General features: G+C 71.5%; 21 protein-coding genes and 1 pseudogene. 15 read left to right on the top strand and 7 right to left on the bottom strand.

Annotated elements, in window-relative coordinates; all coding sequences use genetic code 11:
• Positions 1 to 135 precede the first annotated feature (135 nt).
• Complete coding sequence (locus tag ACIBLA_RS13795; RefSeq protein ID WP_399198642.1) at positions 136 to 414, bottom strand: hypothetical protein; 279 nt, start codon at positions 412 to 414, stop codon at positions 136 to 138.
• Between the two features lie 197 nt (positions 415 to 611).
• Positions 612 to 1,388, bottom strand: coding sequence for a hypothetical protein (locus ACIBLA_RS13790; RefSeq protein ID WP_363246625.1), 777 nt, complete (start codon positions 1,386 to 1,388; stop codon positions 612 to 614).
• 305 nt (positions 1,389 to 1,693) lie between these two features.
• Here ACIBLA_RS13790 and ACIBLA_RS13785 point away from each other — a divergent pair, with 305 nt between their 5' ends.
• The 4 genes from ACIBLA_RS13785 to ACIBLA_RS13770 all read left to right on the top strand — a co-directional run bounded on the left by ACIBLA_RS13785 (position 1,694) and on the right by ACIBLA_RS13770 (position 5,397).
• The gene (locus ACIBLA_RS13785) at positions 1,694 to 2,977 is read left to right on the top strand and encodes a glycosyltransferase family 4 protein (protein ID WP_363246623.1); all 1,284 of its coding nucleotides are present in this window, start codon (positions 1,694 to 1,696) and stop codon (positions 2,975 to 2,977) included.
• On the top strand, positions 2,974 to 3,777 hold the full coding sequence (locus tag ACIBLA_RS13780; RefSeq protein ID WP_363246622.1) for a hypothetical protein: 804 nt from the start codon (positions 2,974 to 2,976) through the stop codon (positions 3,775 to 3,777). Before ACIBLA_RS13785 ends, ACIBLA_RS13780 begins: the two co-directional genes overlap by 4 nt.
• Positions 3,778 to 3,827: 50 nt before the next feature.
• On the top strand, positions 3,828 to 4,793 hold the full coding sequence (locus tag ACIBLA_RS13775) for a helix-turn-helix transcriptional regulator (RefSeq protein WP_399198640.1): 966 nt from the start codon (positions 3,828 to 3,830) through the stop codon (positions 4,791 to 4,793).
• A 388-nt stretch (positions 4,794 to 5,181) separates the two neighbouring features.
• Positions 5,182 to 5,397, top strand: coding sequence for an I78 family peptidase inhibitor (locus tag ACIBLA_RS13770; protein ID WP_363246620.1), 216 nt, complete (start codon positions 5,182 to 5,184; stop codon positions 5,395 to 5,397).
• A gap of 98 nt (positions 5,398 to 5,495) precedes the next feature.
• On the opposite strand, the gene ACIBLA_RS13765 is transcribed toward ACIBLA_RS13770, so the two are convergent.
• The gene (locus tag ACIBLA_RS13765) at positions 5,496 to 6,497 is read right to left on the bottom strand and encodes a phosphatase PAP2 family protein (protein WP_399198639.1); all 1,002 of its coding nucleotides are present in this window, start codon (positions 6,495 to 6,497) and stop codon (positions 5,496 to 5,498) included.
• Between the two features lie 441 nt (positions 6,498 to 6,938).
• Between ACIBLA_RS13765 and ACIBLA_RS13760 the strand changes: the two genes are divergently transcribed.
• Both ACIBLA_RS13760 and ACIBLA_RS13755 read left to right on the top strand, forming a co-directional pair.
• A complete protein-coding gene (locus ACIBLA_RS13760) occupies positions 6,939 to 8,669 on the top strand; it encodes an MFS transporter (protein ID WP_399198638.1) in 1,731 nt (576 codons plus the stop codon).
• 46 nt (positions 8,670 to 8,715) lie between these two features.
• Positions 8,716 to 9,912 carry an acyl-CoA dehydrogenase family protein gene (locus ACIBLA_RS13755; RefSeq protein WP_363246617.1) on the top strand — a complete coding sequence of 399 codons (1,197 nt, stop codon included), beginning with the start codon at positions 8,716 to 8,718 and terminating at the stop codon, positions 9,910 to 9,912.
• A 29-nt stretch (positions 9,913 to 9,941) separates the two neighbouring features.
• On the opposite strand, the gene ACIBLA_RS13750 is transcribed toward ACIBLA_RS13755, so the two are convergent.
• Positions 9,942 to 10,376, bottom strand: coding sequence for a cell division protein SepF (locus ACIBLA_RS13750; protein WP_363246616.1), 435 nt, complete (start codon positions 10,374 to 10,376; stop codon positions 9,942 to 9,944).
• A 276-nt stretch (positions 10,377 to 10,652) separates the two neighbouring features.
• Between ACIBLA_RS13750 and ACIBLA_RS13745 the strand changes: the two genes are divergently transcribed.
• From ACIBLA_RS13745 to ACIBLA_RS13705, 9 genes and pseudogenes are all read left to right on the top strand, one after another.
• Complete coding sequence (locus ACIBLA_RS13745; protein WP_399198637.1) at positions 10,653 to 11,888, top strand: DUF5685 family protein; 1,236 nt, start codon at positions 10,653 to 10,655, stop codon at positions 11,886 to 11,888.
• Positions 11,889 to 11,929: 41 nt separating this feature from the next.
• Complete coding sequence (locus ACIBLA_RS13740) at positions 11,930 to 12,730, top strand: DUF1684 domain-containing protein (RefSeq protein ID WP_399198636.1); 801 nt, start codon at positions 11,930 to 11,932, stop codon at positions 12,728 to 12,730.
• Positions 12,731 to 13,023: 293 nt separating this feature from the next.
• On the top strand, positions 13,024 to 13,923 hold the full coding sequence (locus tag ACIBLA_RS13735; RefSeq protein WP_399198635.1) for a S1 family peptidase: 900 nt from the start codon (positions 13,024 to 13,026) through the stop codon (positions 13,921 to 13,923).
• A 359-nt stretch (positions 13,924 to 14,282) separates the two neighbouring features.
• Entirely contained in the window at positions 14,283 to 15,368 is a 1,086-nt protein-coding gene (locus tag ACIBLA_RS13730; RefSeq protein WP_363246612.1) for a S1 family peptidase, read from the top strand.
• A 210-nt stretch (positions 15,369 to 15,578) separates the two neighbouring features.
• A complete protein-coding gene (locus ACIBLA_RS13725) occupies positions 15,579 to 19,076 on the top strand; it encodes a DNA polymerase III subunit alpha (protein ID WP_363246611.1) in 3,498 nt (1,165 codons plus the stop codon).
• 13 nt (positions 19,077 to 19,089) lie between these two features.
• Positions 19,090 to 20,073 (top strand): DNA polymerase thumb domain-containing protein, encoded by a 984-nt coding sequence (locus ACIBLA_RS13720; RefSeq protein ID WP_363246610.1) that lies wholly within the window; start codon positions 19,090 to 19,092, stop codon positions 20,071 to 20,073.
• A 41-nt stretch (positions 20,074 to 20,114) separates the two neighbouring features.
• Complete coding sequence (locus ACIBLA_RS13715) at positions 20,115 to 20,780, top strand: class I SAM-dependent methyltransferase (RefSeq protein ID WP_399198632.1); 666 nt, start codon at positions 20,115 to 20,117, stop codon at positions 20,778 to 20,780.
• 15 nt (positions 20,781 to 20,795) lie between these two features.
• A pseudogene (locus ACIBLA_RS13710) lies at positions 20,796 to 21,128 on the top strand (SAM-dependent methyltransferase); the annotation flags it as partial.
• 116 nt (positions 21,129 to 21,244) lie between these two features.
• Positions 21,245 to 22,138: an alpha/beta fold hydrolase gene (locus ACIBLA_RS13705; protein WP_363240853.1), complete on the top strand. Its 894-nt coding sequence runs from the start codon at positions 21,245 to 21,247 to the stop codon at positions 22,136 to 22,138.
• A 62-nt stretch (positions 22,139 to 22,200) separates the two neighbouring features.
• Here ACIBLA_RS13705 and ACIBLA_RS13700 read toward each other — a convergent pair whose 3' ends face one another.
• The 3 genes from ACIBLA_RS13700 to ACIBLA_RS13690 form a co-directional block, all read right to left on the bottom strand.
• Positions 22,201 to 23,238, bottom strand: a complete 1,038-nt coding sequence (locus ACIBLA_RS13700; RefSeq protein WP_363240854.1) for a lytic polysaccharide monooxygenase — start codon at positions 23,236 to 23,238, stop codon at positions 22,201 to 22,203.
• Between the two features lie 202 nt (positions 23,239 to 23,440).
• Positions 23,441 to 24,595, bottom strand: a complete 1,155-nt coding sequence (locus ACIBLA_RS13695; protein ID WP_363240855.1) for an abortive phage infection protein — start codon at positions 24,593 to 24,595, stop codon at positions 23,441 to 23,443.
• Between the two features lie 108 nt (positions 24,596 to 24,703).
• Entirely contained in the window at positions 24,704 to 25,381 is a 678-nt protein-coding gene (locus ACIBLA_RS13690; protein WP_363240977.1) for a response regulator, read from the bottom strand.
• Between the last annotated feature and the right edge of the window lie 50 nt (positions 25,382 to 25,431).

The raw sequence follows: 25,431 nt of genomic DNA, 5'->3' as shown, positions 1-25,431 counted from the left end.
CCCACCGGGGCGCGGGGGCGGGCCCCGCCGGCCCTCACCTGGGCACCCGGGGTGCAACCCGCACAACCCGGGGGGGCGGGCCGCCACCCCCCCCGCCCCGCCCCACCGGCTTGTTCCGTAACGCTCCCGACGGGGTCACAGGCCCCGGCGCGGCGCCGGTGGCAGAGCCATCTGCGGGCGGCCTCCCGAATACTGCCGGCCGCTCTGCCACGTACTCGCGTACGAGGACTGCCGGTCCTCCGAGGAGCCGTGCATCCCTGTACCGAAGGCGGTGAAGCCCAGGTTCTCCTCACCGCTCCGGTCGCCCGGCAGGGTCCGGAACGACCGCAGGTACTCGGAGTACAGCGCGTCGTAGATCGGCGTGGCCGAGTATCCGGACGAGTACCCGGCCGGGGGGTCCTGGGCCGGGCGCATGGCGGGGACCTGGGGCTGGTACTGCTGGCGAGAACGGTCGTATGAGTGCACGTAGGTGCCAACGACCCCGTCGCCCGTCGGATGCGGGCTGACCGGCGAAAATGCTGGTCGCGAGGGGTGGGAGGACGAACCGGCCGGGGTACGGGCCGGGTCCCCGGCACGGTCCCGCTCCTCCGTGGGGGCGTGGCCCTCGTCCGTCACGTGCCGGCCAGCGGCATCGAGGCCGCCACCAGACGCCCGTTGGCCGCCGCCTTGTCCAGCGCGTCGCGCAGCAGGTCCTCGCGCGGCTGCTGGCCGATGGAGCCGACCGGCGCGGCGAACACCAGGACCGTCCGCGACTTGTTGGCGGCGGCCCGCCAGTCGCCGGTCACCTGGAGCGGCTGGTGCGCCTGCCACCAGGCGACCGGGGTGCCACCGCCCGTACCGGGCTGGAGGATCGCGTGCAGCTGGCCCATCGCGAGCAGCACCGACCAGCCGGACAGCGCGCCCGGAGGCTGCTCCAGATCACCGACCGGCTGGAAGCCCTGCTCCACGAGGAGCGGCAGGAACTCGTCCTCGGTGCCCGCCGAACCGGGCCGGGCGATGGGGCCGGTCGGCTCGACGACCAGCGCGGGGTGCAGCCGGTTGTCGATCAGGACCAGACCGCTGGTGACACCGAGGACGGCCTGTTCGCCGCCGGTGCCCGTCGGCCGGGGTTCGCCGCCGGTGATGCTGCGGACGGCGCCCTGGAGCTGGTCCTCGGCGACCTTGACGACCTGGGAGGGGATACAGCTGGCGTGGGCGAAGGCCAGGACGGCGGTCTCCTCACCGATGAACAGCACCGTGCTGGTGCGCTCGGTCTCGGAGTCGCCGGGAGTACGGCAGGAGGTGCAGTCGTAGCTGCCCGGGGAGTTGTCGCCGACGAGCAGGCGATCGGCTTCTTCGTCGCCGATCTCGGCGCGTACGTCTTCGCTGACGTCGAGCATGCGCGGCACGGGTGGCTCCTCGAACTCGGTGCGGGGGCCGGGCTGTTCCCGGCTCGTAAACAGACAACGGGTCAGCTGTCGCCGGGGTCACGCGCGAAGCCGGACGAATCGAGCCACCCGGCCGGCTCGCACGTACGGGTGAAGCTTCCGGCCGCCCCCGCCCGGTCGGCACGCAACCGGCGTGCTGCCGCGCGAAGGTGCGGCGGCGCCGACGCACCGGCCGGCGGTCCCGCGCACGGCTCACGCGTACGGCGGGACGGGCCGGTCACCGGCCTACAGTCGCTCCAGATTGACCAGGGAGACACCGCGAGCCCATGCACATCTCTTTTCTGCTCCACAACGCCTTCGGCGTCGGCGGCACGATCCGCAGCACGTTCAATCTCGCGCGGGCGCTCGCCGAGCGGCACGACGTCGAGATCGTCTCGGTCTTCCGGCACCGCGACGAACCGACCCTGGGCGCGCCCGACGGCGTCCAGCTCCGCCATCTCGTCGATCTGCGCAAGAACAGCGCCACCTACGACGGCGGCCACCCCGACCTCGGCCGGCCGGCCACGGTCTTCCCGCGCGGAGACGGGCGGCACCGGCAGTACAGCCGTCTCACCGACACCCGTATCGCCGAGCATCTGCGGTCACTGACGGCCGATGTCGTCGTCGGCACCCGGCCGGGCCTCAACTGCCATATCGCCCGGCAGACCGGGCGCGGCCCGGTCCGGGTCGGCCAGGAGCACCTGACGCTGGACAGCCACAGCCACCGGCTGCGCCGCGAGATCGCCCACCGGTACGTGCTGCTCGACGCCGTCACCACCGTCACCGAGGCCGACGCGCGGGCCTACCGCTCGCGGCTGCGCCTGCCCGGCGTACGGATCGACGCGGTGCCCGGCAGCGTGCCCGCGCCCGTCGTCGCCCCCGCCGACTCCACCGCGCGATGCGTCGTGGCGGCGGGCAGGCTCACCTCGGTCAAACGGTACGACCTGCTGATCAGGGCCTTCGCCACGGTGGTGGCCGCGCGGCCCGACTGGCGGCTGCGGATCTACGGGGCGGGGGACGCGACCGGCGACGAACGTGCCGCGCTGCGCGCCCTGATCGAGGAGCGCGGGCTCTACAACCACGTCCATCTGATGGGCACGGCGAACCCGCTGGAGCCCGAGTGGGTCAAGGGTTCGATCGCCGCCGTCACGTCGAGCCTCGAATCCTTCGGTATGACCATCGTCGAGGCGATGCGCTGCGGTCTGCCCGTCGTCTCCACCGACTGCCCGCACGGGCCCGGCGAGATCATCGAGGACGGGGTCGACGGCCGGCTGGTGCCGGTCGGGGACGTGGACGCCATCGCCCGCGGGCTCCTGGCGCTGATCGAGGACGACGACCTGCGGCGGCGTACGGGCCTGGCGGCCGTCGAGTCGTCCGCCCGGTTCGACCCGGCGCGGATCGCCGAGCGGCACGAGGCGCTGTACACCGACCTGGTCGCGCGGGGCCCGAGGACGGGCCCGCGCGAGACGGTGCTCGGCACCGTACGGCGCGGCCGTGGTCTCTTCGTGGGAGGGACGCGGACGGTGCGTGAACTGGCGGCGGCTGCGGTCCGCAAGGGGCGGGCCACATGAGCGCCACCGTCGCGCACTGCACCGCCGACGCGGCGGGCACCGTCACCTTCCATCTGGCGGCACCTCCCGGAGCCCCCGGCACGGAGCTGGTGCTGCGCAGACGCGGCGCCACCCCGGCGGACGAGGTACGGCTGCCGCTGACCGGACAGCGCGCCGTACTGGACCCTGCCACCCCGCTCGCCGAGGGCCGCTGGGACATCGTCCACGTCGCGGAGCCGGGCGACCGCGACGGCCGCCCCGTCCGCCCCGGCACCAGGGACGTACGCGCGCTCGTCGACCGGATCCCCGGCGCGGGCCCGGTCACCGTCCGCGTGCCGTACCCGACCGCCGAGGGCCGCCTCGCACTGCGCTGCTGGGTCCGCGCGCCGCACGCGGAGGCCGGGCCGATCCATCTCGCGGACGGCGCCATGACCGTGCGGGGCGTGCTGTACGGCGCCGAGGCGGGCGACGGCGCGACGGCCGAGGCGCGGCGGTGCGTGGGCCGCGGCGACGGCGGTAGGGCGCCCCGTGCGCGGAGTGTCCCCGTGACGGCCGGCGCGGGCGGCGCCTTCGTCTTCACCCTGCCGTACGTGACGCTGGCCGAACCGGCCATGACGGTGCGGCAGTTGTGGGACCTGTGGCTGCTGCCCGAGCCCGGCGCGGCGCCCGTCAGGCTCTCCCGGATCCTCGACGACGTCTGGGACCGCAAGAGCGTCTACGTCTATCCGGCGTACCGGGCGGACGGCTGGCTGGCCGCCCCGTGCTATTCGGGAGACAACAATCTCCACGTACGCCTCGATCCGGGGGACCGGGAACGCTGAGGCCCCCCATGCGGACAGTCCCTGTCCGCGACGGCTGAGAGAATCGGCGCATGCTGGAGACCTCGGCCCGACTGCTCCGCCTGCTCTCCCTGTTGCAGGCCCACCGCGAATGGTCCGGCTCCGAGCTGGCCGAACGTCTCGGGGTGACACCGCGCACCGTGCGGCGAGACGTCGACCGGCTGCGGGAGCTGGGCTATCCGGTGAACGCCAGCCCCGGCACCGGCGGCGGCTACCAGCTCGGCGCCGGTGCCGAGCTGCCGCCGCTGCTGCTGGACGACGAGGAGGCCGTCGCCGTCGCCGTCGGACTGCGTACGGCGGCGGCGGGCGGCATCGACGGCATCGGCGAGACGTCCGTCCGCGCGCTCGCCAAACTGGAACAGGTTCTTCCCGGCCGGCTGCGCCGCCGGGTCGGCGCGCTCAACGCGTTCACCGTCCCGATGCTCCGCGGCTCGGGCCCGACCGTCGACGCGAGCCTGCTCACCGAGCTGGCGAACCTCTGCCGGGACGGTGAGCGGCTGCGCTTCGACTATCTCGACCATGTCGGCTCCGCCAGCCGCCGGACCGTGGAGCCGCACCGGCTGGTGTGCACCGAACGCCGCTGGTACCTGGTCGCCTGGGACCTGGACCGCGACGACTGGCGTACGTTCCGGGCCGACCGCATCACCCCCAGGCCTCCGCACGGCCCGCGCTTCCCGCCCCGCGAACCGCCCGCCGACGATCTGGCCGCCTATGTCTCCGAGGGCGTCTCCACCCGCGCCTACGCCTCGACCGCGGTGATCAGGCTGCACACGTCCGCGGCGGAGGCGGCGGAGCTGGTGTCACCGTCCGCCGGCGTGCTGGAGCCGATCGACGAGCACAACTGCCTGCTGCGCACCGGGGCGGGCGGTCTGGACGTGATGGTGGTCCATGTGATGCTCCTCGGCGTCGACTTCACGGTGGTCGAACCGCGGGAGCTGACGGAGTACATGAGGACGGCGCGGGACCGCCTTTCGCGGGCGCTGGGGGACACTCCGTAACACCGGAGTGACCGCGTCCGCAGTCATCCGGAAGGTGTCGTACCGCCAATGGCTGTGCGAGGGAGAGGTGAATTCCATACGTCCTGACAAATACCGGCGGACCGTCGAACGCGGGAATTCCGGGGCCGGAAAATACGGTGATCTTCGAGTCTGCCGAATTACTTGTCGCTTACTTGCGGCCGATGTGTGAACACCGGTCCGAAGTAAGCGGAAGTCGCCGAACACGTGTCGTGATCCTGTGACACAAGTGTGACCGCCTTCGTACGCAAGTGCGGAGGGACAGTGACCGGACATCCGCCGCGCACGGGCCTTCCGTCACCGTCCGCCGTCGCCGCCGAACTCTCCCGCCGCCGGGCCGCGACGGCCCGAAAGGCCTAGGCTGAACCGTATGGCATCGATACCGACACCTCCGGCACAGCCCGACGACGCGCCCGACTCCTATGTGGGCCTCGCCGCCCCCGAGGCCGAGCGGATCGCACGTGAGCGCGGCTGGACCACCGTCAGGGCGCTGCCGCCGGGCGCCATCATCACCCTGGAATTCCTGCAGGGGAGGCTGAACTTCGAGGTCGAGAACGACACCGTCATCCGCTGCTGGCTGGGCTGACCCCGACAGCCGAGGACCCCCGGCGGAGCGCCGGGGGTCCTCGGCTGTTTCGGCCGTGCCGGTCGCCCGTCCTTCAACTGGCGCCCGCCGGGCGGGGTTCAGCCGCCTGTCACCGGCCGTGAACGCGGCGGACGGCGGCTGCCGGCCGGGGTGGTCGGCGTCCGCTCCGAGCGCGCCGTGGCGTGCGGCCGGGGCTGGGTGAGCTGCGCGGTGCTGTTCCTGCCGGCCGCGCCCCGTCCCGCGTGGGCCGTGCCGACCGGCGGGCGTCCGGCGTCCTCTTCCTCCTGCGCCTGGAGCTGAGGGACTATCACGGGCCAGGGCCCGCCCGCCGGTGCCGGTTCGGGGGCCGTCGTCCCGCGCCGCTCGCGCCACCGCGCGCGCCACTGTTCACGCACCGCGAAGATGGCGGCCTCGGTACGGCCGATCGTCGGCTCGAACCACGGCAGGGCGAGCAGGATCAGCAGACCGGCGACCCAGCCGAGCAGTACGTCGCTCAGCCAGTGCGTACCCAGATAGACGGTCGTCGCGCCGACCCCGAGGGCGACCACGGACGACCCGATCGACAGATAGCGCCTGGCCCGCGGGGTGGTGGCCAGATAGGCCAGGATTCCCCATGTGACCACGGCGTTCGCGGTGTGTCCCGAGGGGAATATGTCGCCGCCCGCGAAGAGTTCGGCGGATCCGATCTGTGTCGCGTAGTGCGGGCCGAGCCGGCCGAGGCCCAGCTTCACCGCCCCCACGGTCACGTTGAGCAGCAGCAGCGACGCGCCGAGAACCAGCAGCGGACGCAGCGTGTGCTGGCGCCACGAGCGCCAGCCCAGCCAGGCGGCGATCATCACGGCCGTGGGCCCGCGCTGGCCGAGCACCACGAAGTAGTCCAGGAACGCGTGCAGTTGCTGCCACTGCTGGTACGGCCGGAACAGCATGATCTTCCAGTCGAGCGTCACCAGCCAGGTAGAGGCGAGAACGGCGACGACGATGGCGAGATAGAACGCCAAAGTCCCGCCGAAGAGAGTCACGCGGGTACGGCTCATCCGCGGGATCTCTATCTTCGGCGGCTCCGGCTCCCGGTCCAGCCGGGCGAAGATGTCGGTACGCACCCAATCGACGTTACAGCGAGTGAACGGCCGACTCGGTCGTTCCAGTCTCTTTGTGATGACGATGTGATGTGGAGTGTGTCTCGGATCGCTGTTTATCCGAGGCGGTTCCGCAATTTCACGTGACCTTGCGCTCTATTGCTCGCCGCGGGCTCCCGGTAAGTGTCTTTGTGCGCAACAGAATTAGTTCACCGTGGCGATGCGCGGAATTTTCCGGCCGCTTGACCGAGGCTTGACCGCGCCCGGGTGACCCCCCGGCCGTCCTCCACCGGTCGGTGTAAGCGACACTTCAACGTCCGGCGAGGTGAGGTGGGCCACGTTCCGGACGGGGGAACTCGCGTACGCTGTCCGCGCACTCGCCCGTCGATGCCGGGCCGCCCCGGGGGACCACCGCCGTCCCCGGCTGGTCCACCGAGCGCGAGGGACATACTGGGAGGTAGGTAGATGTCCGGGACCACCACGGCCGGCGAGCGGCTGCGTGCCGCCGTCGGCGGCGGTGCCCCCGGTGGCGGCGTCAACCGCTGGGCCGTCCTGGTCGTACTCTGCGTGAGTCTGCTGCTCGTCGCGCTCGACGCGACCGTGCTGCACGTCGCCATCCCCGCCGTCACCGAGGACCTGCGGCCCAGTGGCGTCGAGCTGCTGTGGATCGTGGACGCCTACCCGCTGGTCTGCGCCGCGCTGCTGATCCTCTTCGGCACGCTCGGCGACCGGATCGGCCGGCGCCGGGTCCTGCTCATCGGCTACGGGATCTTCGGCCTGGCCTCGGTGGCCGCGGCGCTCGCCGAGTCGCCCGGCATGCTGATCACCGCGCGGGCCCTGCTGGGCATCGGCGGTGCGATGATCATGCCCGCGACGCTCTCCATCCTCCGTACCGTCTTCCCCGACCGGCGCGAGCGCGCCGTGGCGATCGGCATCTGGACGGCGGTGGCCGCCGTCGGCGCCGCGACCGGTCCGGTCCTCGGCGGATTCCTCGTCGAGCACTTCTGGTGGGGCTCGGTCTTCCTGATCAACGTGCCGCTGATGGCGCTGATCCTCCCCGTCGGCCGCTTCCTGCTGCCCGAGTCGAAGGGCGGCTGCGACGGCCCGTGGGACGTGGTCGGCGCGCTGATGGCGGCGGCCGGGGTGCTCGGCGTCGTCCTCGGGGTGAAGCGTCTCGGCGCGGGCGCCTCGATGCTCGACGTGAAGACCTTCGGGCCGCTGCTTCTGGGCGCGGTGCTGCTCTTCCTCTTCGTACGGCGGCAGAAACGCCGGAAACATCCGCTCATAGACGTCACGATGTTCGCCCGGCCGGCCTTCTCGACGTCCGTCGGCTGCATCGTCCTCGCGATGCTCGCGCTGGTCGGCCTGGAGCTGATCGCCGTCCAGTATCTGCAACTGGTGCTCGGGCTCGGCCCGCTGGAGACCGGACTGCGGCTGCTGCCGCTCACCTTCGCCGCCATAACGGCGGGCGCCACCGGCTCGTACACCCTGCGCCGTGCCGGCCCGCGCCGGATGGTCGCCTGCGGCTTCGTCCTGACCGCGGGCGCCGTGCTGCTGCTGGTGATGATGGGCCAGCACGACCGGCCCGCGCTGCTGACCTCGGCCTTCGTGCTGCTCGGCTTCGGTCTCCAGTCCACGCTCTTCGGCGCGTACGAGTCGATGCTCAGCGAGGCGCCCCCGGAGCAGGCGGGTGGCGCCGCCGCCATCGGCGAGACGTCATACCAGCTCGGCGCGGGCATGGGCATCGCGCTGCTCGGCAGCGTCATGAACGCGGCCTACGCGCCCGCCCTGTCGTCGGGCGCGGTCGACGGGGTGCCGGAGGCCGCGGGGTCGGCCGCCGCCAACTCGCTGGGAGAGGCGTATCAGGTGGCCGCCCAGCTGGGTGGTCCGGCGGGGGAGGCACTGCGTATCGCGGCGCGTCACTCCTTCGTGCACGGTCTGCATGTCACGCTCCTGGTCAGCGCGGCCCTGCTGCTGCTCGGCGCAGCGGCGGCGCTGCGGCTGCCGCGGGTGATGGACTGCGGGACGGCGCACCAGGGCGAGGCCGACGGCGCGGAAGCGGCGGTTCCGGCGGAGGCGGGTATACCGGCGGCGCGCGACGGATTCGCCGTCCCGGCGGGCCGCGGCCCCGTGCGCGGCGGTGGGTCTGGACGGGTGCCTGCTCTGCGCCGTAATGTCGGCGCAGAGCGTAACTAGCGCTGCTAGTTTTACTGACATCCGCGAGCCGCCGGAGGCAGCCCCCATGTCCGCACCCTCAGCGTCGAAACGTCCGCCCTTCGACCCGCGCGATCCCCTCGGCATCGACGATCTGCTGGAGCCCGAGGACCTGGCCGTCCGCGACACCGTGCGCTCCTGGGCCGCCGACCGCGTCATGCCGCACATCGCCGAGTGGTACGAGCGCGGCGAGCTGCCCGGCATCCGTGAGCTGAGCCGTGAGCTGGGCGCCCTCGGCGCGCTCGGCATGTCGCTCCAGGGCTACGGCTGCGCGGGCGCCAGCTCGGTCCAGTACGGACTCGCCTGCCTGGAGCTGGAGGCGGCCGACTCCGGGATCCGCTCACTCGTCTCCGTACAGGGCTCGCTGGCGATGTACGCGATCCACCGGTTCGGCTCGGAGGAGCAGAAGCAGCGGTGGCTGCCCGGCATGGCGGCCGGCGAGATCATCGGCTGCTTCGGTCTCACCGAGCCCGACCACGGCTCCGACCCGGCCGGGATGCGCACATACGCCAAGCGCGACGGCACCGACTGGGTGCTCACCGGCCGCAAGATGTGGATCACCAACGGCTCGGTCGCGGGCGTCGCCGTCGTCTGGGCGCGTACGGATGACGGAATCCGGGGGTTTCTCGTACCGGCCGACAGCCCCGGCTTCTCGGCGCCCGAGATCAAGCACAAGTGGTCGCTGCGCGCCTCGGTCACCAGCGAACTGGTCATGGACGACGTTCGGCTGCCCGCCGACGCCGTGCTCCCCGAGGTCACCGGGCTGCGCGGTCCGCTCAGCTGTCTGAGCCACGCCCGCTACGGGATCGTCTGGGGCTCGATGGGGGCGGCGCGCGCCAGTTTCGAGTCGGCCGTCGACTACGCGAAGAGCCGCGAGCAGTTCGGCCGGCCGATCGGCGGCTTCCAGCTCACCCAGGCCAAGCTCGCCGACATGGCCCTCGAACTGCACAAGGGGATCCTGCTCGCGCACCATCTCGGCCGGCGCCTTGACGCGGGGAAGCTGCTCCCGGAGCAGGTCAGCTTCGGCAAGCTGAACAATGTGCGGGAGGCGATCGAGATCTGCCGTACGTCGCGCACGATCCTCGGGGCCAACGGGATCTCGCTCGAATACCCCGTGATGCGGCACGCCACGAATCTGGAGTCGGTGCTCACCTACGAGGGCACGGTCGAGATGCACCAGTTGGTACTGGGCAAGGCACTCACCGGTCTGGACGCCTTCCGGTGACCGGGGGCGTGACCCGGTGAGCGCCCTGCTCAGCTCTGGTTGAAGAAGCCGTCCCGGCCGTGCGTCGGGGACTCCCCGCTGACGATCTCGGTGTCGGCGGGGGTCAGCAGGAACACCCGCGTGGCGACACGGTCGATCGAGCCGCGGAGACCGAAGATCAGCCCGGCGGCGAAGTCGACCACACGCTTGGCGTCGGCGGGCTCCATCGCGGTGAGGTTCAGGATGACCGGGACGCCCTCCCGGAACAGCTCGCCGATGCCACGCGCGTCCCGGAAGCTCTCCGGCGAGACGGTGGCGATCCTGCGCTCCTGCTCCGGAGCCGACTCGGCGGCGATCCGCACGCGCGGATCGGTCTTCCAGGTGTCGTTGCTCTCGGCACCCTCGGAGTACTCGTCGTCGTAGTAACGCTCGTCGTTGTCCTCAACGAGGCCCAGCCAGGCACTCGCCTTGCGCACCGATCCCATGGACGCCTCCTTTCACCGCGGTCGCTTGTGGTTCCGCATCCCTATGGTTGTCCATGATGCGGATTGCGCGCCAAGTGGATTGTCGTCGCGCAGGGGGTTCGTGACGGTACTGGTGCAGAACATATGGCGATTCGTCAGGTTTCTTCCTGTGTACGGGCCCTGACGTACCGAAAATATGAAAGTCCCTCCAGACGGGTGACGGTGAGGACGTACGGGTGAACCGGGTGGCTCGATACGATGCCTGGCGCACGTCGAACGACACATGGGGGGACCGTCATGTTCGGAATTGTGAGGCCTTGCAGCCATCGACTTTCGGAAGGACTCAAGACCGAGTGGATGGCTCATCTGTGCGGGCTGTGCCTGGCACTTCGCTCGGACCACGGACAGCTCTCCCGCATCGTGACCAACTATGACGGTCTGATCGTTTCCGTTCTGACGGAGGCTCAGGCCGAGCGCAGCACCGGATGGCGCCGCACGGCTGGCCCTTGCCCACTTCGCGGGATGCGAACCGCTCCGGTCGCGAAAGGCGAAGGCGCACGCCTCGCCGCCGCCGTCTCGCTGGTGCTCGCCTCGGCGAAGGTACGGGACCACGTCGCCGACGGGGACGGGGTGTTGAAGCGGCGGCCGGTGGCGCTCGCCGCGCGCCGGATAGCGGGCGGCTGGGACCGCGCGGGCGCGCGTACCGGCGCGGAGCTGGGCTTCGACACGGCGTTGCTCGTCGACGCGGTCGACCGGCAGACCGGCATCGAATCGCTCGCCGGACCGGGCACCCCGCTGCTCACCGTCACCGAGCCGACCGAGACGGCGACGGCGGCGGCCTTCGCGCACACCGCCGTACTCGCGGGCCGGCCGGGCAACATGGCGCCGCTCGCCGAGGCGGGCCGGCTCTTCGGCCGGCTCGCCCATCTGCTGGACGCCGTGGAGGACCAGGGAGCCGACGCCGCGTCGGGTGCCTGGAACCCGCTCACCGCGACCGGCACCTCACGCGCCGAGGCGCGCCGGCTCGCGGACGACGCGCTGCACGGCATCCGGCTGGCGCTGCGCGACGCGGAGTTCGTCGACGACAAGCTGGCGCATGTGCTGCTGGCGCACGAACTGCGCACCTCGGTCGACCGGGCGTTCGGGACGTCCTCCTGCTCGCACGAGGGGCAGGCGAACGTCCAGGGCGGGAACCCGTACGGAGGGCAGGGCGGGAACCCGTACGGCTCGAACAATCCCTACGGGAGCGGGAATCCGTACGGCGACGGCAACCCCTACGGTGGCGGGAGTCCGGGCGCGCCCGGCGGCCCCCGTGGCCCCCGCGACCTCGGACCCAACCCCCCTTCCGAGCCGCCCCGTCGGCCGGAGCGGCGCGGCTTCTGGGCCGGCTGCGCGGTGGCGATCGGGCTCTGCTGCACCTGCAAGCTCTGCTGCGCCAAGGAGTACGAGGGCCCGTGGTCGCGCAAGAAGCGCGAGGGCTGCTGCCGGGACTGCGACTGCGGCGACTGCTGCGACTGCGGGTGCGACTGCTGAGTCACGGCCGCCGACGCGCCCGTGTGGAAAGCTGCGTCGGCATGAGCGCAGACACAGACCCGGATCCCGCCCGGAACTGGAAGAAGTGGCACGAACGCCGTATCGCCGCCGTCTCGGCGCCGCACGGACCGCTCTCGCTGACCGGCACCCACTGGCTCTCCGACTATCCGGAAGGTCGGATTCCGGGGGTGCCGGGTGTGTGGCGGGATCGCGGTGACGACGTGACGCTGACCGCCACGGTCGACGACGGGCTTGACGTCGACGGGCGTCCGCTGACCGGTGAAGCCCTCCTGGCCGCCGACCGGGGGCCCATCGGCGAGTCCCGCGTCACACACGGTGGGCGCAGGCTGGTGGTCATGCGCCGCGAAGGGCTCTGGGCGGTACGGGACTTCGATCCGCGGTCGCCGGCGCGCACGGCGTTCGTGACCGTCGAGGCCACGCCGTACGACGGCCGGTGGGTGCTGCCGGGCTGCTTCCGTGCGTACGACGGGAGTCGCACCGTGCGGGTCGAGAACGCCGACGGGCAGGAGCGCGGGCTCGGGCTCGCGGGTGAACTGGCCTTCCCCGTCGACGGTTCGGAGCACACGCTCCAGGTCGCCGTCGAGCCCGACGGGTCACTCTGGGCGGTCTTCGCCGACGGCACCAGCGGGCTGAGCAGTTACCGCTTCCGTTTTCTGCGGCCGTCCCCGCCGGCCGCGGACGGCACGGTGACCGTCGACCTCAACCGGGTGCTGCTGCCGCCCTGCGCCTTCGCGGAGCACTTCATCTGTCCCTTCCCGCCGCCGGGGAACACGCTGCCGTTCAAGATTCCGGCGGGGGAGCGGAACATCATCGTCCGCTGAGTGCCCCCAACTGCTGCCCGCAGCGGCCCCGGTTCGCGTCGCGCGGACCGGGGTCGTCCGCTATGTGGGCAGCGCGTAAACCTAGGCAGGGGCAGCGTTTTCAAGACGCTTCACTGCCTTTCGGCCGGTGGCACTGGCTGAAAGACGCCCTTGCGTGGCCGGTTGGCTCATTCAATACTCCCCTCAGCGCTTGTCAGGGGCACAGCAAATCCGGATTCCGGACGTATCCCTGACTGCGCCTCACGGGCCAGACCACCCCAACCGGGCCCCAGATTCCTTCGGAGGAACAACACGTGAGGATCAAGCGCACCACCCCCCGCAGTGGTATCGCCAGACGTACTCGTCTGCTCGCCATCACCACTGGCCTCGTCGCCGCTGCCGCGATCGCCGTCCCCACGGCGAACGCCGACACGGCGGGCACCTTCAGCGCGAACCAGCTCACGGCGGCGAGCGACGCCGTCCTGGGTGCCGACGTGGCAGGCACCGCCTGGTATGTCGACAAGGCGACGAACACCCTCGTCGTCTCGGCTGACAGCACTGTCAGTAAGTCGGAGATCGCCGAGATCAAGCGCGAGGCCGGGGCCAACGCCGGCGCCCTGCGTGTCGAGCGCACTCCCGGCAAGATCTCCAAGCTCCTGTCCGGTGGCGACGCGATCTACTCGGCCAGCGGTCGCTGCTCGGCCGGGTTCAACGTACGCAGCGGCACCACCGACTACTTCCTGACCGCCGGTCACTGCACCGACGGCTACCCGAACTGGTACACCAACTCGGCGCGTACCACGCTCATCGGTCCGACGGCGGGCTCCAGCTTCCCGGGTAACGACTACGGCATCGTGCGGTACTCCAACTCCGCCGTCTCCCGTCCCGGCACCGTCGGCAGTGTCGACATCACCAGCGCGGCCAACGCCACGGTGGGCATGTCGGTGACCCGTCGCGGCTCCACGACGGGCACCCACAGCGGCAGCGTGACGGGCCTCAACGCCACGGTCAACTACGGTGGCGGCGACATCGTCTACGGCATGATCCAGACCAACGTCTGCGCCGAGCCCGGCGACAGCGGCGGCCCGCTCTACTCGGGCAGCCGCGCGATCGGCCTCACCTCGGGCGGCAGCGGCAACTGCTCCTCCGGCGGAACGACGTTCTTCCAGCCGGTCACGGAGGCGCTGAGCGCGTACGGCGTCAGCGTCTACTAGTGCCACCCGGCAGGCCTGACCGCCGAGCCGAGAACAGCTGAGAAGAGTCCCCGCCCGAGAGCTCCGGGCGGGGACTCTACGCGCGTTACGGGGGCGAACTCCCGCACTAGGGGGTTGGTTTCAAGACAGGACTAGTCCTCACCCGCTGCCGAACCGGTGATTGCGCCGAGTGTTTACGAATGGAACGGTCCCGGCTCTGACCTCCGCACGTGAACGGGTCGGGAAGGAAATGAACCCGTCGTGTGCCCGTCCTGAAGTCGACCTTGTGTGCTACTGGCGAGTTTAGGAATAGTGGGCGCCTCATCCTCCGTGTCACCGCACCCCACATGCGATGACACGGCCCCCACAGGAGGTATCAGTTGAAGCACCGACGCATTTCCAGGAAGCGCGTGGCGATAGCGGGTAGCGCTGTCGCGGCCATGGCCGTGGCCGGGATTTCCTTCCAGACTGCGAACGCCAGTGAGGACGCCACCACGGCGACGGCGAAGACACTGTCGGCGCCGGCGGCCGGAAAGCTCGCATCCACCCTCGTCGGCGACCTCGGCGGTGACGCGGCCGGTTCGTACTACGACAGCAAGACCAAGTCCCTGGTCGTCAACGTCATCGACGAGAAGGCGGCGGAGACCGCGCGCGAGGCGGGTGCCAAGGCGAAGGTCGTGGCGCACTCCCTCGCCGAGCTGAAGGACGCCCGCGGCTCCCTCACGGGCGAGGCGAGCACCCCCGGCACGGCCGTGGCCGTCGACCCGGTGTCGAACAAGATCGTCGTCACGGCTGACCGCACGGTCAAGGGCGCCGCCCTGAACAAGCTCACCAAGGCCGTGGAGAAGCTCGGCGCCAAGGCCGAACTGAAGAAGACCGCCGGGGAGTTCAAGAAGTTCATCGCCGGCGGCGAGGCCATCCACTCCGGCGGTGGCCGCTGCTCCCTCGGCTTCAACGTGGTCGTCGGCGGCGAGCCGCACTTCATCACCGCGGGCCACTGCGGCACGGCGGGCAGCTCGTGGTCCGACTCCGCCGACGGTGCCGAGATCGGCTCCATGGTGGACTCGCAGTTCCCGGGCAACGACTTCGCGCTCGTCAAGTACACCGGCTCCACGGAGCACCCGAGCGAGGTCGACCTGTACGACGGCAGCACGCAGGCCATCGCGCAGGCGGGCGACGCGACCGTCGGCCAGGCGGTCTCGCGCAGCGGCTCCACCACCCAGGTGCACGACGGTGAGGTCACCGCGCTCGACGCCACCGTGGACTACGGAGGCGGCGACGTCGTCGAGGGCCTCATCCAGACCACGGTCTGCGCCGAGCCCGGCGACAGCGGCGGCTCGCTCTTCGCCGGTGACACCGCGCTGGGTCTGACCTCGGGCGGCAGCGGCGACTGCTCCTCGGGCGGCGAGACGTTCTTCCAGCCGGTGCCGGAGGCGCTGTCGGCGTTCGGTGCCGAGATCGGCTGACCGTACGGACCAACGGACCAACGGAAAGCTGGCAACAGAAACAAGAGGCCCGGCCCGCCGTCATCGGCGGGCCGGGCTTTTCCGTGCGCCCGGTGTTCCCGCAGGTGGGGAGGGTCTGAATGGCGAACGGGTCATGATGTCGCACAAGCGTTCGATATTCATCTATGGTGGGAGCGGGGGAGGTGAGAACGGATCGATCAGGAGGTGCGGATGACCGGGTTCACGCATCTCCATACCGTCTCGGGGTTCTCCCTGCGGTACGGGGCCTCCCACCCCGAACAGCTCGCCGAGAGCGCCGCCGCCCGCGACATGGACGCCCTCGCCCTGACCGACCGCGACACCCTCGGAGGCGCCGTCCGCTTCGCCGAGGCGTGCGGGGAAAAGGGGATCAGACCGCTGTTCGGAGTGGAGCTGGCGGTACGCGAACCGCCGGCCGGGCCGACGGGTGGACGTGAACGCGGCCGGGCCCCCGCCGTACGACGGCGCACCCCGGTGCGCGGCGGCGCCTTCATCGACGAGTCCGCGCCCCGCGCCGTCTTCCTCGCCCGCGACGGCGCCGCCGGCTGGGCCGACCTGTGCCGGCTCGTCACCACCGCGCACGCCGCGGGGGACAGCGGCCCGCTGCTGCCCTGGCAGGACAACCACGGCACGGGTGTCGTCGTGCTCCTCGGCCCCGGCTCCGGCATCGGCCGGGCGCTGGCCGCCGGCCGCACCGGCGACGCCGCCCGGCTGCTCGCCGCCTGGCGGGAGATCTACGGCGACGCCCTGCGTCTGGAGGTCGTCCACCACGGGCGGCAGGGCACCGGCCCCGGATCGCTGCGGCACGCCGCCCGTACCCTCGGCTTCGCCGTCGAACACGGCGTACGGGCCGTACTCGGCAACGCCGTACGCTACGCAGACCCCGGCCAGGGCCCGGTCGCCGACGTCCTCGACGCGGCCCGCAGGCTGGTGCCCATCGACCCGCGCAAGGGCCTGGACAGCGGGGAGCGCTGGCTCAAGGACCCGGCGGCGATGGCCCGTACCGCCGAGCTGGTGGCCGAATCGGCCGGGCTCGGGCAGGGCACCGCGCACCGGCTGCTGGCCATGACACGGGAGACGGCCGAGAGCTGCCGGGTCGACCCCGAGGGCGATCTCGGTATCGGCACCGTCCACTTCCCGGAGCCGCGGCTGGTCGGCGCGGACCGGCGGACCGCCGCGCGGGTGCTCCGGTCGCGGGTGGCCGCCGGCATGGTGCGGCGCGGCTACGACCGGAACCGCGCGTACTGGACGCGGGCGGAGGCCGAGCTGGGCACGATCGAGCGGCTGGGCTACCCCTCGTACTTCCTCACCGTCGCCCAAGTGGTGGACGACGTACGGGGGATGGGCATCCGGGTCGCGGCGCGCGGCTCCGGGGCCGGCTCGCTGGTCAACCATCTGCTGGGGATCGCCCACGCCGACCCGGTCGAGCACGGACTGCTGATGGAACGTTTCCTCTCCTGGCGCAGGCTCGCCGATCCGAAGACGTTCGAACTGCCGGACATCGACATCGACGTCGAGTCCGCCCGGCGCCTGGAGGTCTACCGCGCGATCCTCGACCGGTTCGGCCCCGAGCGGGTCGCCGCCGTCGCCATGCCCGAGACCTACCGGGTCCGCCACGCCGTACGGGACGTGGGTGCCGCCCTGTCCATGGACCCGGCCGAGATCGACCGGATCGCCAAGTCCTTCCCGCACATCCGGGCACGCGACGCCCGCGCGGCGATGGACGAACTGCCCGAACTGCGCGAGGTGGCCAAGGAGTCACGACAGGAGGGGACGGGACACGCCAAGCTGTGGGACCTGGTGGAGGCACTGGACGCGCTGCCGCGCGGAATCGCCATGCACCCCTGCGGAGTGCTGCTCTCCGACGCCTCGCTGCTGCGCCGTACGCCGGTCGTGCCGACCAGCGGCGAGAGCTTTCCCATGTCCCAGTTCGACAAGGAGGACGTGGAGAAGCTGGGGCTGCTCAAACTCGATGTGCTGGGCGTACGGATGCAGTCGGCGATGGCGCACGCGGTCGCCGAGATCGGGCGTGCCACGGGCCGGAAGCTGGACATCGACGATCCGGCGCAGGTGCCGGCGGGCGACCCGGAGACGTACCACCTCATCCGCTCCGCCGAGACCCTTGGCTGCTTCCAGATCGAGTCGCCCGGCCAGCGTGATCTGGTCGGCAGGCTCCAGCCCGCCACCTTCCACGACCTGGTGGTCGACATCTCGCTCTTCCGGCCCGGTCCCGTCGCCGCCGACATGGTGCGGCCCTTCATCGAGGCCCGGCACGGGCGCGCGCCCGTCCGCTATCCGCACCCGGATCTGGAGGACCCGCTGAGGGAGACCTACGGCGTGGTCGTCTTCCACGAGCAGATCATCCGGATGGTCGACATCATGACCGGCTGCGGCCGGGAGGAGGCGGACCGGGTGCGCCGAGGGCTCTCCCATCCCGAGTCGCAGAACGAGATCCGGGTCTGGTTCGAGAAGGAGACCAGGGAGAAGGGGTACAGCCCCGAAGTCACCGCCCGTGCCTGGGAGATCATCGAGGCCTTCGGGTCGTACGGCTTCTGCAAGGCGCACGCCGTCGCCTTCGCCGTACCGACGTATCAGTCGGCCTGGCTCAAGGCGCACCATCCGGCGGCGTTCCTCGCCGGGCTGCTGACGCACGACCCCGGCATGTACCCGAAGCGGCTGCTGCTGGCGGACGCGCGGCGGCGCGGGGTGCCGGTGCTTCCGCTGGATGTGAACCGGTCGGCGGCCGTCCATCGAATCGAACTGGTGTCCGGTACGTGGGGTGTGCGGCTCGCGCTCTCCGACATCCACGGCATCAGCGAGGCCGAGACCGCGCGGATCGAGGCCGGACAGCCGTACTCCTCGCTGCTGGACTTCTGGCAGCGGGCCAGGCCCGCCCGCCCGGTCGCCGAACGGCTGGCGCAGGTGGGCGCGTTGGACGAGTTCGGTGCCAACAGACGGGATCTGCTGCTGCATCTGTCGGAACTGCACGGGGCGACGCGGCGCGCGGGCGCCCACGGGGACCAACTCCCCCTGGAGGGCGGGCGGCGGACGGCTCCGGCGGGCCTGCCCGACCTGGGCGACGCGGAGCGGCTGAGCGCCGAGCTGGGCGTCCTCGGCATGGACGCGTCCCGCCATCTGATGGCGGACCACTACCCGTTCCTTCAGGAGTTGGGAGTGCTGTCGGCGAAACGGCTGCGGGAGGCGCCGCACGGCAGCACCGTCCTGGTCGCGGGCGCGAAGGTGGCCACCCAGACCCCGCCGATCCGGTCCGGCAAGCGGGTCATCTTCACGACGCTGGACGACGGTACGGGCCTGGTCGACCTCGCCTTCTTCGACGACAGCCACGAGGCGTGCGCGCACACCGTCTTCCACTCCTGGCTGCTGCTGGTACGCGGGGTGGTGCAGCGGCGCGGCGCACGGAGTCTGAGCGTGGTGGGCGCGGCGGCCTGGAATCTGGCGGAGCTGGTCGAACTCCGGGAGAAGGGCGGCCTGGAGGCGGTCGCCGCCGCGCTGGACGCGCCGGCACCGGGGCAGGGGGCAGCGTCAGGGTCCGGGTCCGGCGACAACGGGCGGCGCATCGAGATGCCCACGGGCTACGCGATGAACCCCTGGGCCGATCTCCAGCCGCCCGGCGAAGGGCTGCCCACGGGAAGGAAGTTGTGGCATTCGAGTCCGGGGAGCGCGGGATGACGGGGAGCACGGGATGATCCTCTGCGTACGGTTCCACCACGAGGCCGAGACCGGGATCGAGGCCGTACTGCCCGCCCTGCTCGGGCTGATCGAGGACCTCAGCCCGGTCGTCCAGGCGCTGCCGCCGGACTCCGCGCTCGTCGATGTGCGCGGTGCCGAGCGGTACTTCGGGCAGGACGCGGCCCAGATCGCCGCCGTCCTGCGGGTACGGGCGCTCGCCCATGTCGGGGCCGGCTGTGCGATCGGCGCCGCCGCCACCCCGATGCTCGCCAGGATGGCCGCACGCGAGGCGGCGCCGGGCAGCACGCTGACGGTCCCGGACGAGGCGCGTGCGGTCGCAGAGTTCCTGGGGCCGCTGCCGGTCGCCGCGCTGCCGGGGGTCGGCGCGGCGACCGCCCGTACGCTCCGTTCGTACGGACTCGGCACCGTCGGGAAGGCGGCGGCCGTACCGCTGTCGACGCTGCAACGGGTCGCCGGGGTGCGGATGGGGCGCGAGGTGTACGAGAAGGCCCACGGCATCGACCGTACGACGGTCGCTCCGAATGCCTCCGCCCGCTCGCTCGCCGCCGAACGGGCCTTCCCCTACGACGAGTTGGACCAGAGCCGGCACCGGTCGGCGCTGCTCTCGATCACCGAGGAGCTGGGGGGCCGGATGCGGGTCGAGGGGCAGGTGTGCCGCTCCCTGACACTCACGGTGCGCTACGCAGACCGGTCCACCACCACCCGCGCCCGTACGCTGCGCGAACCCACCGCGCACTCCGTCACGCTCATCGCCGCCGCCTACCGGATCCATGACTCGCTCGGGCTCCAGCGGGCGCGGGTGCGGGCCCTGTCGCTGCGCGCCGAGGGGCTGACCCCGGCCGAACGGGCCACCCGCCAGCTCACGTTCGACCCCGTGGACGACCGGGCGCGCCGGATCGAGGCGGTGGCGGATCTGGCCCGTGCCAGGTTCGGCCCGAGGGCGGTCGTTCCCGGCACGCTCGCCGTACGCCCTTAGAGTTCTCGGATCACACACCCACCGAGCGGAGCGGAATCGACATGCCTGACGGATGGCAGTGGGACAGCACCCTGTTCCGGGGAAGCGCCGCCCACTACGAGCTGGGCAGGCTGCCGTACGCACCGGGCTTCGCCGGGACCGTGGCCACCGTCCTCGGGCTGGACGGGCGGGGGCGGCTGCTCGACGTGGGCTGCGGGCCGGGCATCGTGACGCTCGCCATGGCGCCGTACGTCACCGAGGTGGTCGGCGTCGACCCGGACGAGGACATGCTGGCGGAGGCCGAGCGGCAGGCGGCGCGGCGCGGAGTGGGGAACGTACGCTGGGTGGCCGCACGCGCGGAGCAACTGCCCGCCGGACTGGGGGAGTTCCGGGCCGTGGTGTTCGCCCAGTCGTTCCACTGGACGGACCGTGACCGGACCGCCGCCGCCGTGCTGGGGATGCTGGAGCCGGGAGGCGCCTTCGTCCATATCAGCGACCTGAAGAACCCTCCCGCCCCGACGACGCCGCTGCCCCGGCCCGCCCCTCCGTACGAGCGGATCGGCGACCTGGTGCGCCGGTATCCAGGGGGTGTCTTGCCGATCTTGCCGGGCTCGCGGTCCCTGGCACGCACGCTCGCCGCGTTGTCGTCGGTCGCCAACGCTCCGCGTTGTCTCCCTCCTCCGCCTTGCGATCGCACGCACCAGACCCCGCTCCCTGATCCGGCCTGATCGACAAGACACCCCCTGGGTCCCGTACGGCGCGCGGGACAGGGGACGCTCGTCAACGGCACGCCGGGCCGGGAGGATCTGGTCCTGGCGCGGGCCGGGTTCGAGCACTTCGAACGGCATGTGGTGCCCGCCGGGGACGTGGCCGACCGCCCTGCGGACTCCGTCGTGGCGTGGGTGTTCTCCCGGTCGGACTCCGCGCCCCATCTGTTCGGCGACAGGCTGCCGGACTTCGAGCGGGACCTGCGCGCGCTGCTGCGGGAGGCGTCGGCCGACGGGCGTTTCGCGGAGCATCTTCCGCCGACCGAGATCATGACTTGGCGCAAGCCGCCAGTTTTTACCGACGCGTAACTTCCCTTCCAGTTCCTACCCGTGCGTAACTTGGCATGAGCACAGCCAATGTGTGGTCCGGGCCACAGGGCTGACAGTTATCGCCTTTTCCCCTTGAGCCGCAAGGAGATCGCTCGATGCTGCCCTGGAAACGCGCGTTCGGACCGCTGGCGGCGCTGCTGCTGGCGGTCTCGGTCGCCACCACCGCCCCCGCCGTCGCGACCACCCCCACCGCGACCCCGACCGTGACCCCGACAGCCGTCACCGCCGCGAGCAGCGGCTGGAACGACTACTCCTGCAAGCCCTCCACCGCCCACCCCCGCCCCGTCGTCCTCGTCCACGGCACCTTCGCCAACTCCGTCGACAACTGGCTCGGTCTCGCCCCGTACTTGGTGAACCGCGGCTACTGCGTCTTCTCCCTCGACTACGGGCAGCTCCCCGGAGTGCCGTTCTTCAACGGCCTCGGCCCCATCGACAAGTCGGCCGAGCAACTGAGCGCGTACGTCGACCGGGTGCTCGCCGCCACGGGCACGTCGAAGGTCGACATCGTCGGCCACTCGCAGGGCGGCATGATGCCCCGCTACTACCTCAAGTTCCTCGGCGGGGCACCGAAGGTGAACGCCCTGGTCGGACTCGCGCCCAGCAACGACGGCACCACCCTGCTCGGTCTGACGAAGCTGCTGCCGCACTTCCCCGGCGCGGAGGACCTGCTGACCGAGAAGACCCCGGCACTGGCCGACCAGATCGCCGGATCGGCGTTCCTTACCAAGCTCAACGCGGGCGGTGACACGGTGCCCGGCGTCAAGTACACGGTCATCGCGACCCGTTACGACCAGGTGGTCACGCCGTACCACAGCCAGTTCCTGTCCGGGCCCGGCGTACGCAACGTCACCCTCCAGGATCTGTGCGCGGTGGACCTCTCCGAGCACGTGGCGATCGGGCTGATCGACCGGATCGCGTTCCACGAGGTGGCCAACGCGCTCGATCCGAGCCGGGCCACACCGACGACCTGCGCGTCGGTCATCGGCTGAGCCCGACGCACCGCGGGGCTCCGGACCGACCGGCCCGGAGCCCCGCGCCGCGTACTCCCGCGTCAGCGGCCGTGCCGGCCGCCCGCGGGCTGGGCCTTGCGGCGTACCGTGCCGAACATCACGGCCGCGCCGGCGGCGAGAATCGCCGCGCCACCCGCGGCGATGTACGGCGTGGTGCTGTCGCCACCGGTCTCGGCGAGGTTCTCCGAACCACCCGCCGGCTGGGGCTCGTCGGCGTCGGCGCCGTTCGCCTCGGGGGCGTTGGCCTCCGGCCCGGTCGCGGAGTCCTCGTAGCCGCCGGCGTCCTTCGCGGCGTCCTTCACCTCGGTGCCGGTCTCCTCCGGGCTGTCCCCGCCGTGCCCGTTGTGGTCGACGGTGGACTTGGCCGCGCCCTCCTCGACATCGGCCTCGGAGGGGGCGGACGCCTCGGGAGCGGCGGGCGAACCGCCGTTGTCGGCGCCGAAGACCACATCGGAGCAGGTGTAGAACGCCTCGGGGCTGTCCGATCGCTGCCAGATCGAATAGATCAGATGGCGGCCGGACTTGCCGGGGACGATTCCGTCGAAGACGTACGCGCCGTTCTCCAGCTTCGGGTCGGTGACCTTGGCGAACGGCTTGTCCTCCAGGTCGGACCAGTTCAGAGGCCGGCCCGGGTCGTAGCCGTCCTTGGTGATGTACAGCTCGAAGGAGCCCTTGTGCGGGGCGGTGGCCTTGTAGGTGAACGTGCGGTTGCCCGCCGTGAACGGCGACGACGGCCAGTCGCCGCGCGGCAGGTCGAGCCCCTTGTACTTGTCGCGGCCGGCCGAGCAGAGCTTGCCGTCCGGGATGATCGACTTGTGGTTGCCCGCGGCGTCGGCGATGTTGACCTCGTTCCAGTCGTAGAACGCCTGCGTCCCGCTGGACGCGACCGCCGCCTTGCAGGCGGCCGACCGCGGGCTCTCCGGCCCCTCGGCGAAACACGCGGACACGCGGCTGACCGGGTCCGTCATCGACCCGTGGGCCGCGGCCGGCCCGGCGGCCAGTCCGACGAGCGCGAGCGGCGCGACACCCAACGCGACGCCCAGCGCGGTGATCCCGGTGGTCCTGCGACGAGCGGTCATGGATTCGATCTCCTTCAAACGGCACGAGCGGTGCGAGTGGGGGTGCGGAGCGGGACGAACTCCCGGTGGCGTGACCTCCGTTGCACACGGCGCCACCCGGTGGCCGTCCCGCTCCGGCCCTCAGCAAGCTAGCCCCTCGAAACCCCGGAACGGCCTGCTGGGACAGGGCGAAGAGGATCCTTATGGTCCGCTTAAGGAGAGGCTAAGAGGCCGCTGAGATTCGGCCGCGGCCGTAATGCCGCGCCACGGCGTGGAACGACTTCTTCGGCTCCCAGTGCCAGTCCGAATCCGGGTCGTCCGGATCGTCCTTGAGGGTCTTGGTGAGGCTGTAGCTCGCCATGTCGAGGTCGCGGCGCGGGTCGTCGGGGCGGTGCGGGGCGTCGGGTGTGACGAAGCCGTAGACCAGCGACGCGTACAGGTTCATCGACTCGAAGACGCCGAGAACGTCGCTGAGATACGCGGCCTGGGCCCGCTCGCTGCGAACCAGATTCCCCTTGATCTCGCCCTTCTCGTGATCGACCACGTCCCAGCCCATGCCGCCAGCCTCGGGGGCGCCCAGATAGGTGCACGAGCCGCACTCGGTGATCGCCACCGGTTTGCCCCAGCGCAGGTAGGGGGTCAACTCCGCGACGTAGCCGGCCCGGCGCGGAAAGTACGAGTAGTAGTTGACGCTGACGAAGTCGAACAGGTCCCAGTCGACCTCGTCCTCGTGTGCCGCGCCGTAGCTGAGCCGGCCCTGGAAGACGGACCGGCCCACCTTCGCCGCGCGCGAGATGAAGGCGGCCAGCCGACGCCGCATCAACTCCGGGTCGTACGTGCCCGCGAGAAGGTTCTTGATTCGCTCAAGCGCGTCGTCGCCCGGCACGATGCCGGGCACGAACAGCACGAACTCGCAGCCCACGCTGAGATGGACGTCGGCTCCCTGACGGCGCAGCCGTTCGGCGTGCTCGCCGGTGGCCGCCAGATGGTCCAGGATCTCGCTGTGGGGGCGGTCGGCGAGGCGCGGCTGGAGCCAGACGTTCAGCCCGCGCTCCGCCGCCTCCGACGCGGTGGCCCCGAGCCGGTCGACGCCGTCGCCGAAGACCGAGACGGTGTCGGCGTCCAGGTCGTTCCTGACGGCCCGCAGGTCCGCGCGCATCCGCTCGGCGTTCCAACTGGTCGCCGGGCTCTCACCCGTGATGACCTCGTACATCACCCCCCGATACCTGACACCGCCACCGGGTCGGCCACGACGGGCCGCCGGCTCCTGCGCCGCCCCCGCCCGCCCCGCCGCGAACGCCCCCGCCACGCCCGCGACTCCGACGGCCGCCGCCCCGCCCAGAAACCGCGCCCTGCTGATGCCTTCGCCCCGCACCACTGTGCCTCCCCGTGTTCCTGTGTGTGCGCACCACTGTGGCGAGTGCCGGTACGCCGGGGATTCGGCCGAAGGTCTACGGGGCGGTGACCTTGGTAGCGGCGGCGCGTGTCATCCGACCCAGCGGTAACGCCGCTCCGGGCGGCCCGTCCCGCCGTACCGCAGCGTGACCTCGGCCCGGCCCGTGTCGGCGAAGTACTCCAGATAGCGCCGCGCGCTCACCCGCGACAGCTCCCCCTCGTCCGCGCACTCCGTCGCCGAAAGCCCCTCCGCGTGCCGGCGCAGCGTCCGTTCGACCAGCTCGGCCGTGTGCGCGGCCAGCCCCTTCGGAAGCTCACGGGAGCCCGGCGGGCGCGTACCGAATATCTGGTCGACGTCCTCCTGGCGCGCCTCGCCCAGCCGGTCCAGCCGGGTCCGCAGCGACGCCACGTGCCGCAACTGCTCCTGGAGCGCGGACCGGCTGAACGGCTTGATCAGATAGTGCAGCGCCCCCGCCCGCAGCGCGGCGCGGATGACGCCCGCGTCCCGCGCCGCCGTGATGAACAGGGCGTCCACGCTCGTACGGGTCGTGTCCTGCTCCTCCGCCGCCCGCAGCTCGCGCAGCACGGCGATGCCGTCCATGTCGGGCAGATAGATATCGAGAAGCACCAGGTCCGGCCGCTGCCGCTCGGCTGCGCGCAGCGCTTCGGCGCCGCTGTGCGCCACCCCGACGACCTCAAACCCGTCCATCGCGGACACATAGCGGCCGTGCAGCTTCGCGACCATGAAGTCGTCGTCCACCACCAGCACCTTTGTCACGCCGACACGCTAAGCCGCGACCGTAACGACCACAACGTCCG

The organism is Streptomyces sp. NPDC050433, from assembly GCF_044458565.1.
Taxonomy (GTDB): Bacteria; Actinomycetota; Actinomycetes; order Streptomycetales; family Streptomycetaceae; genus Streptomyces.
This window is presented reverse-complemented; position numbering and strand designations above follow the sequence as displayed.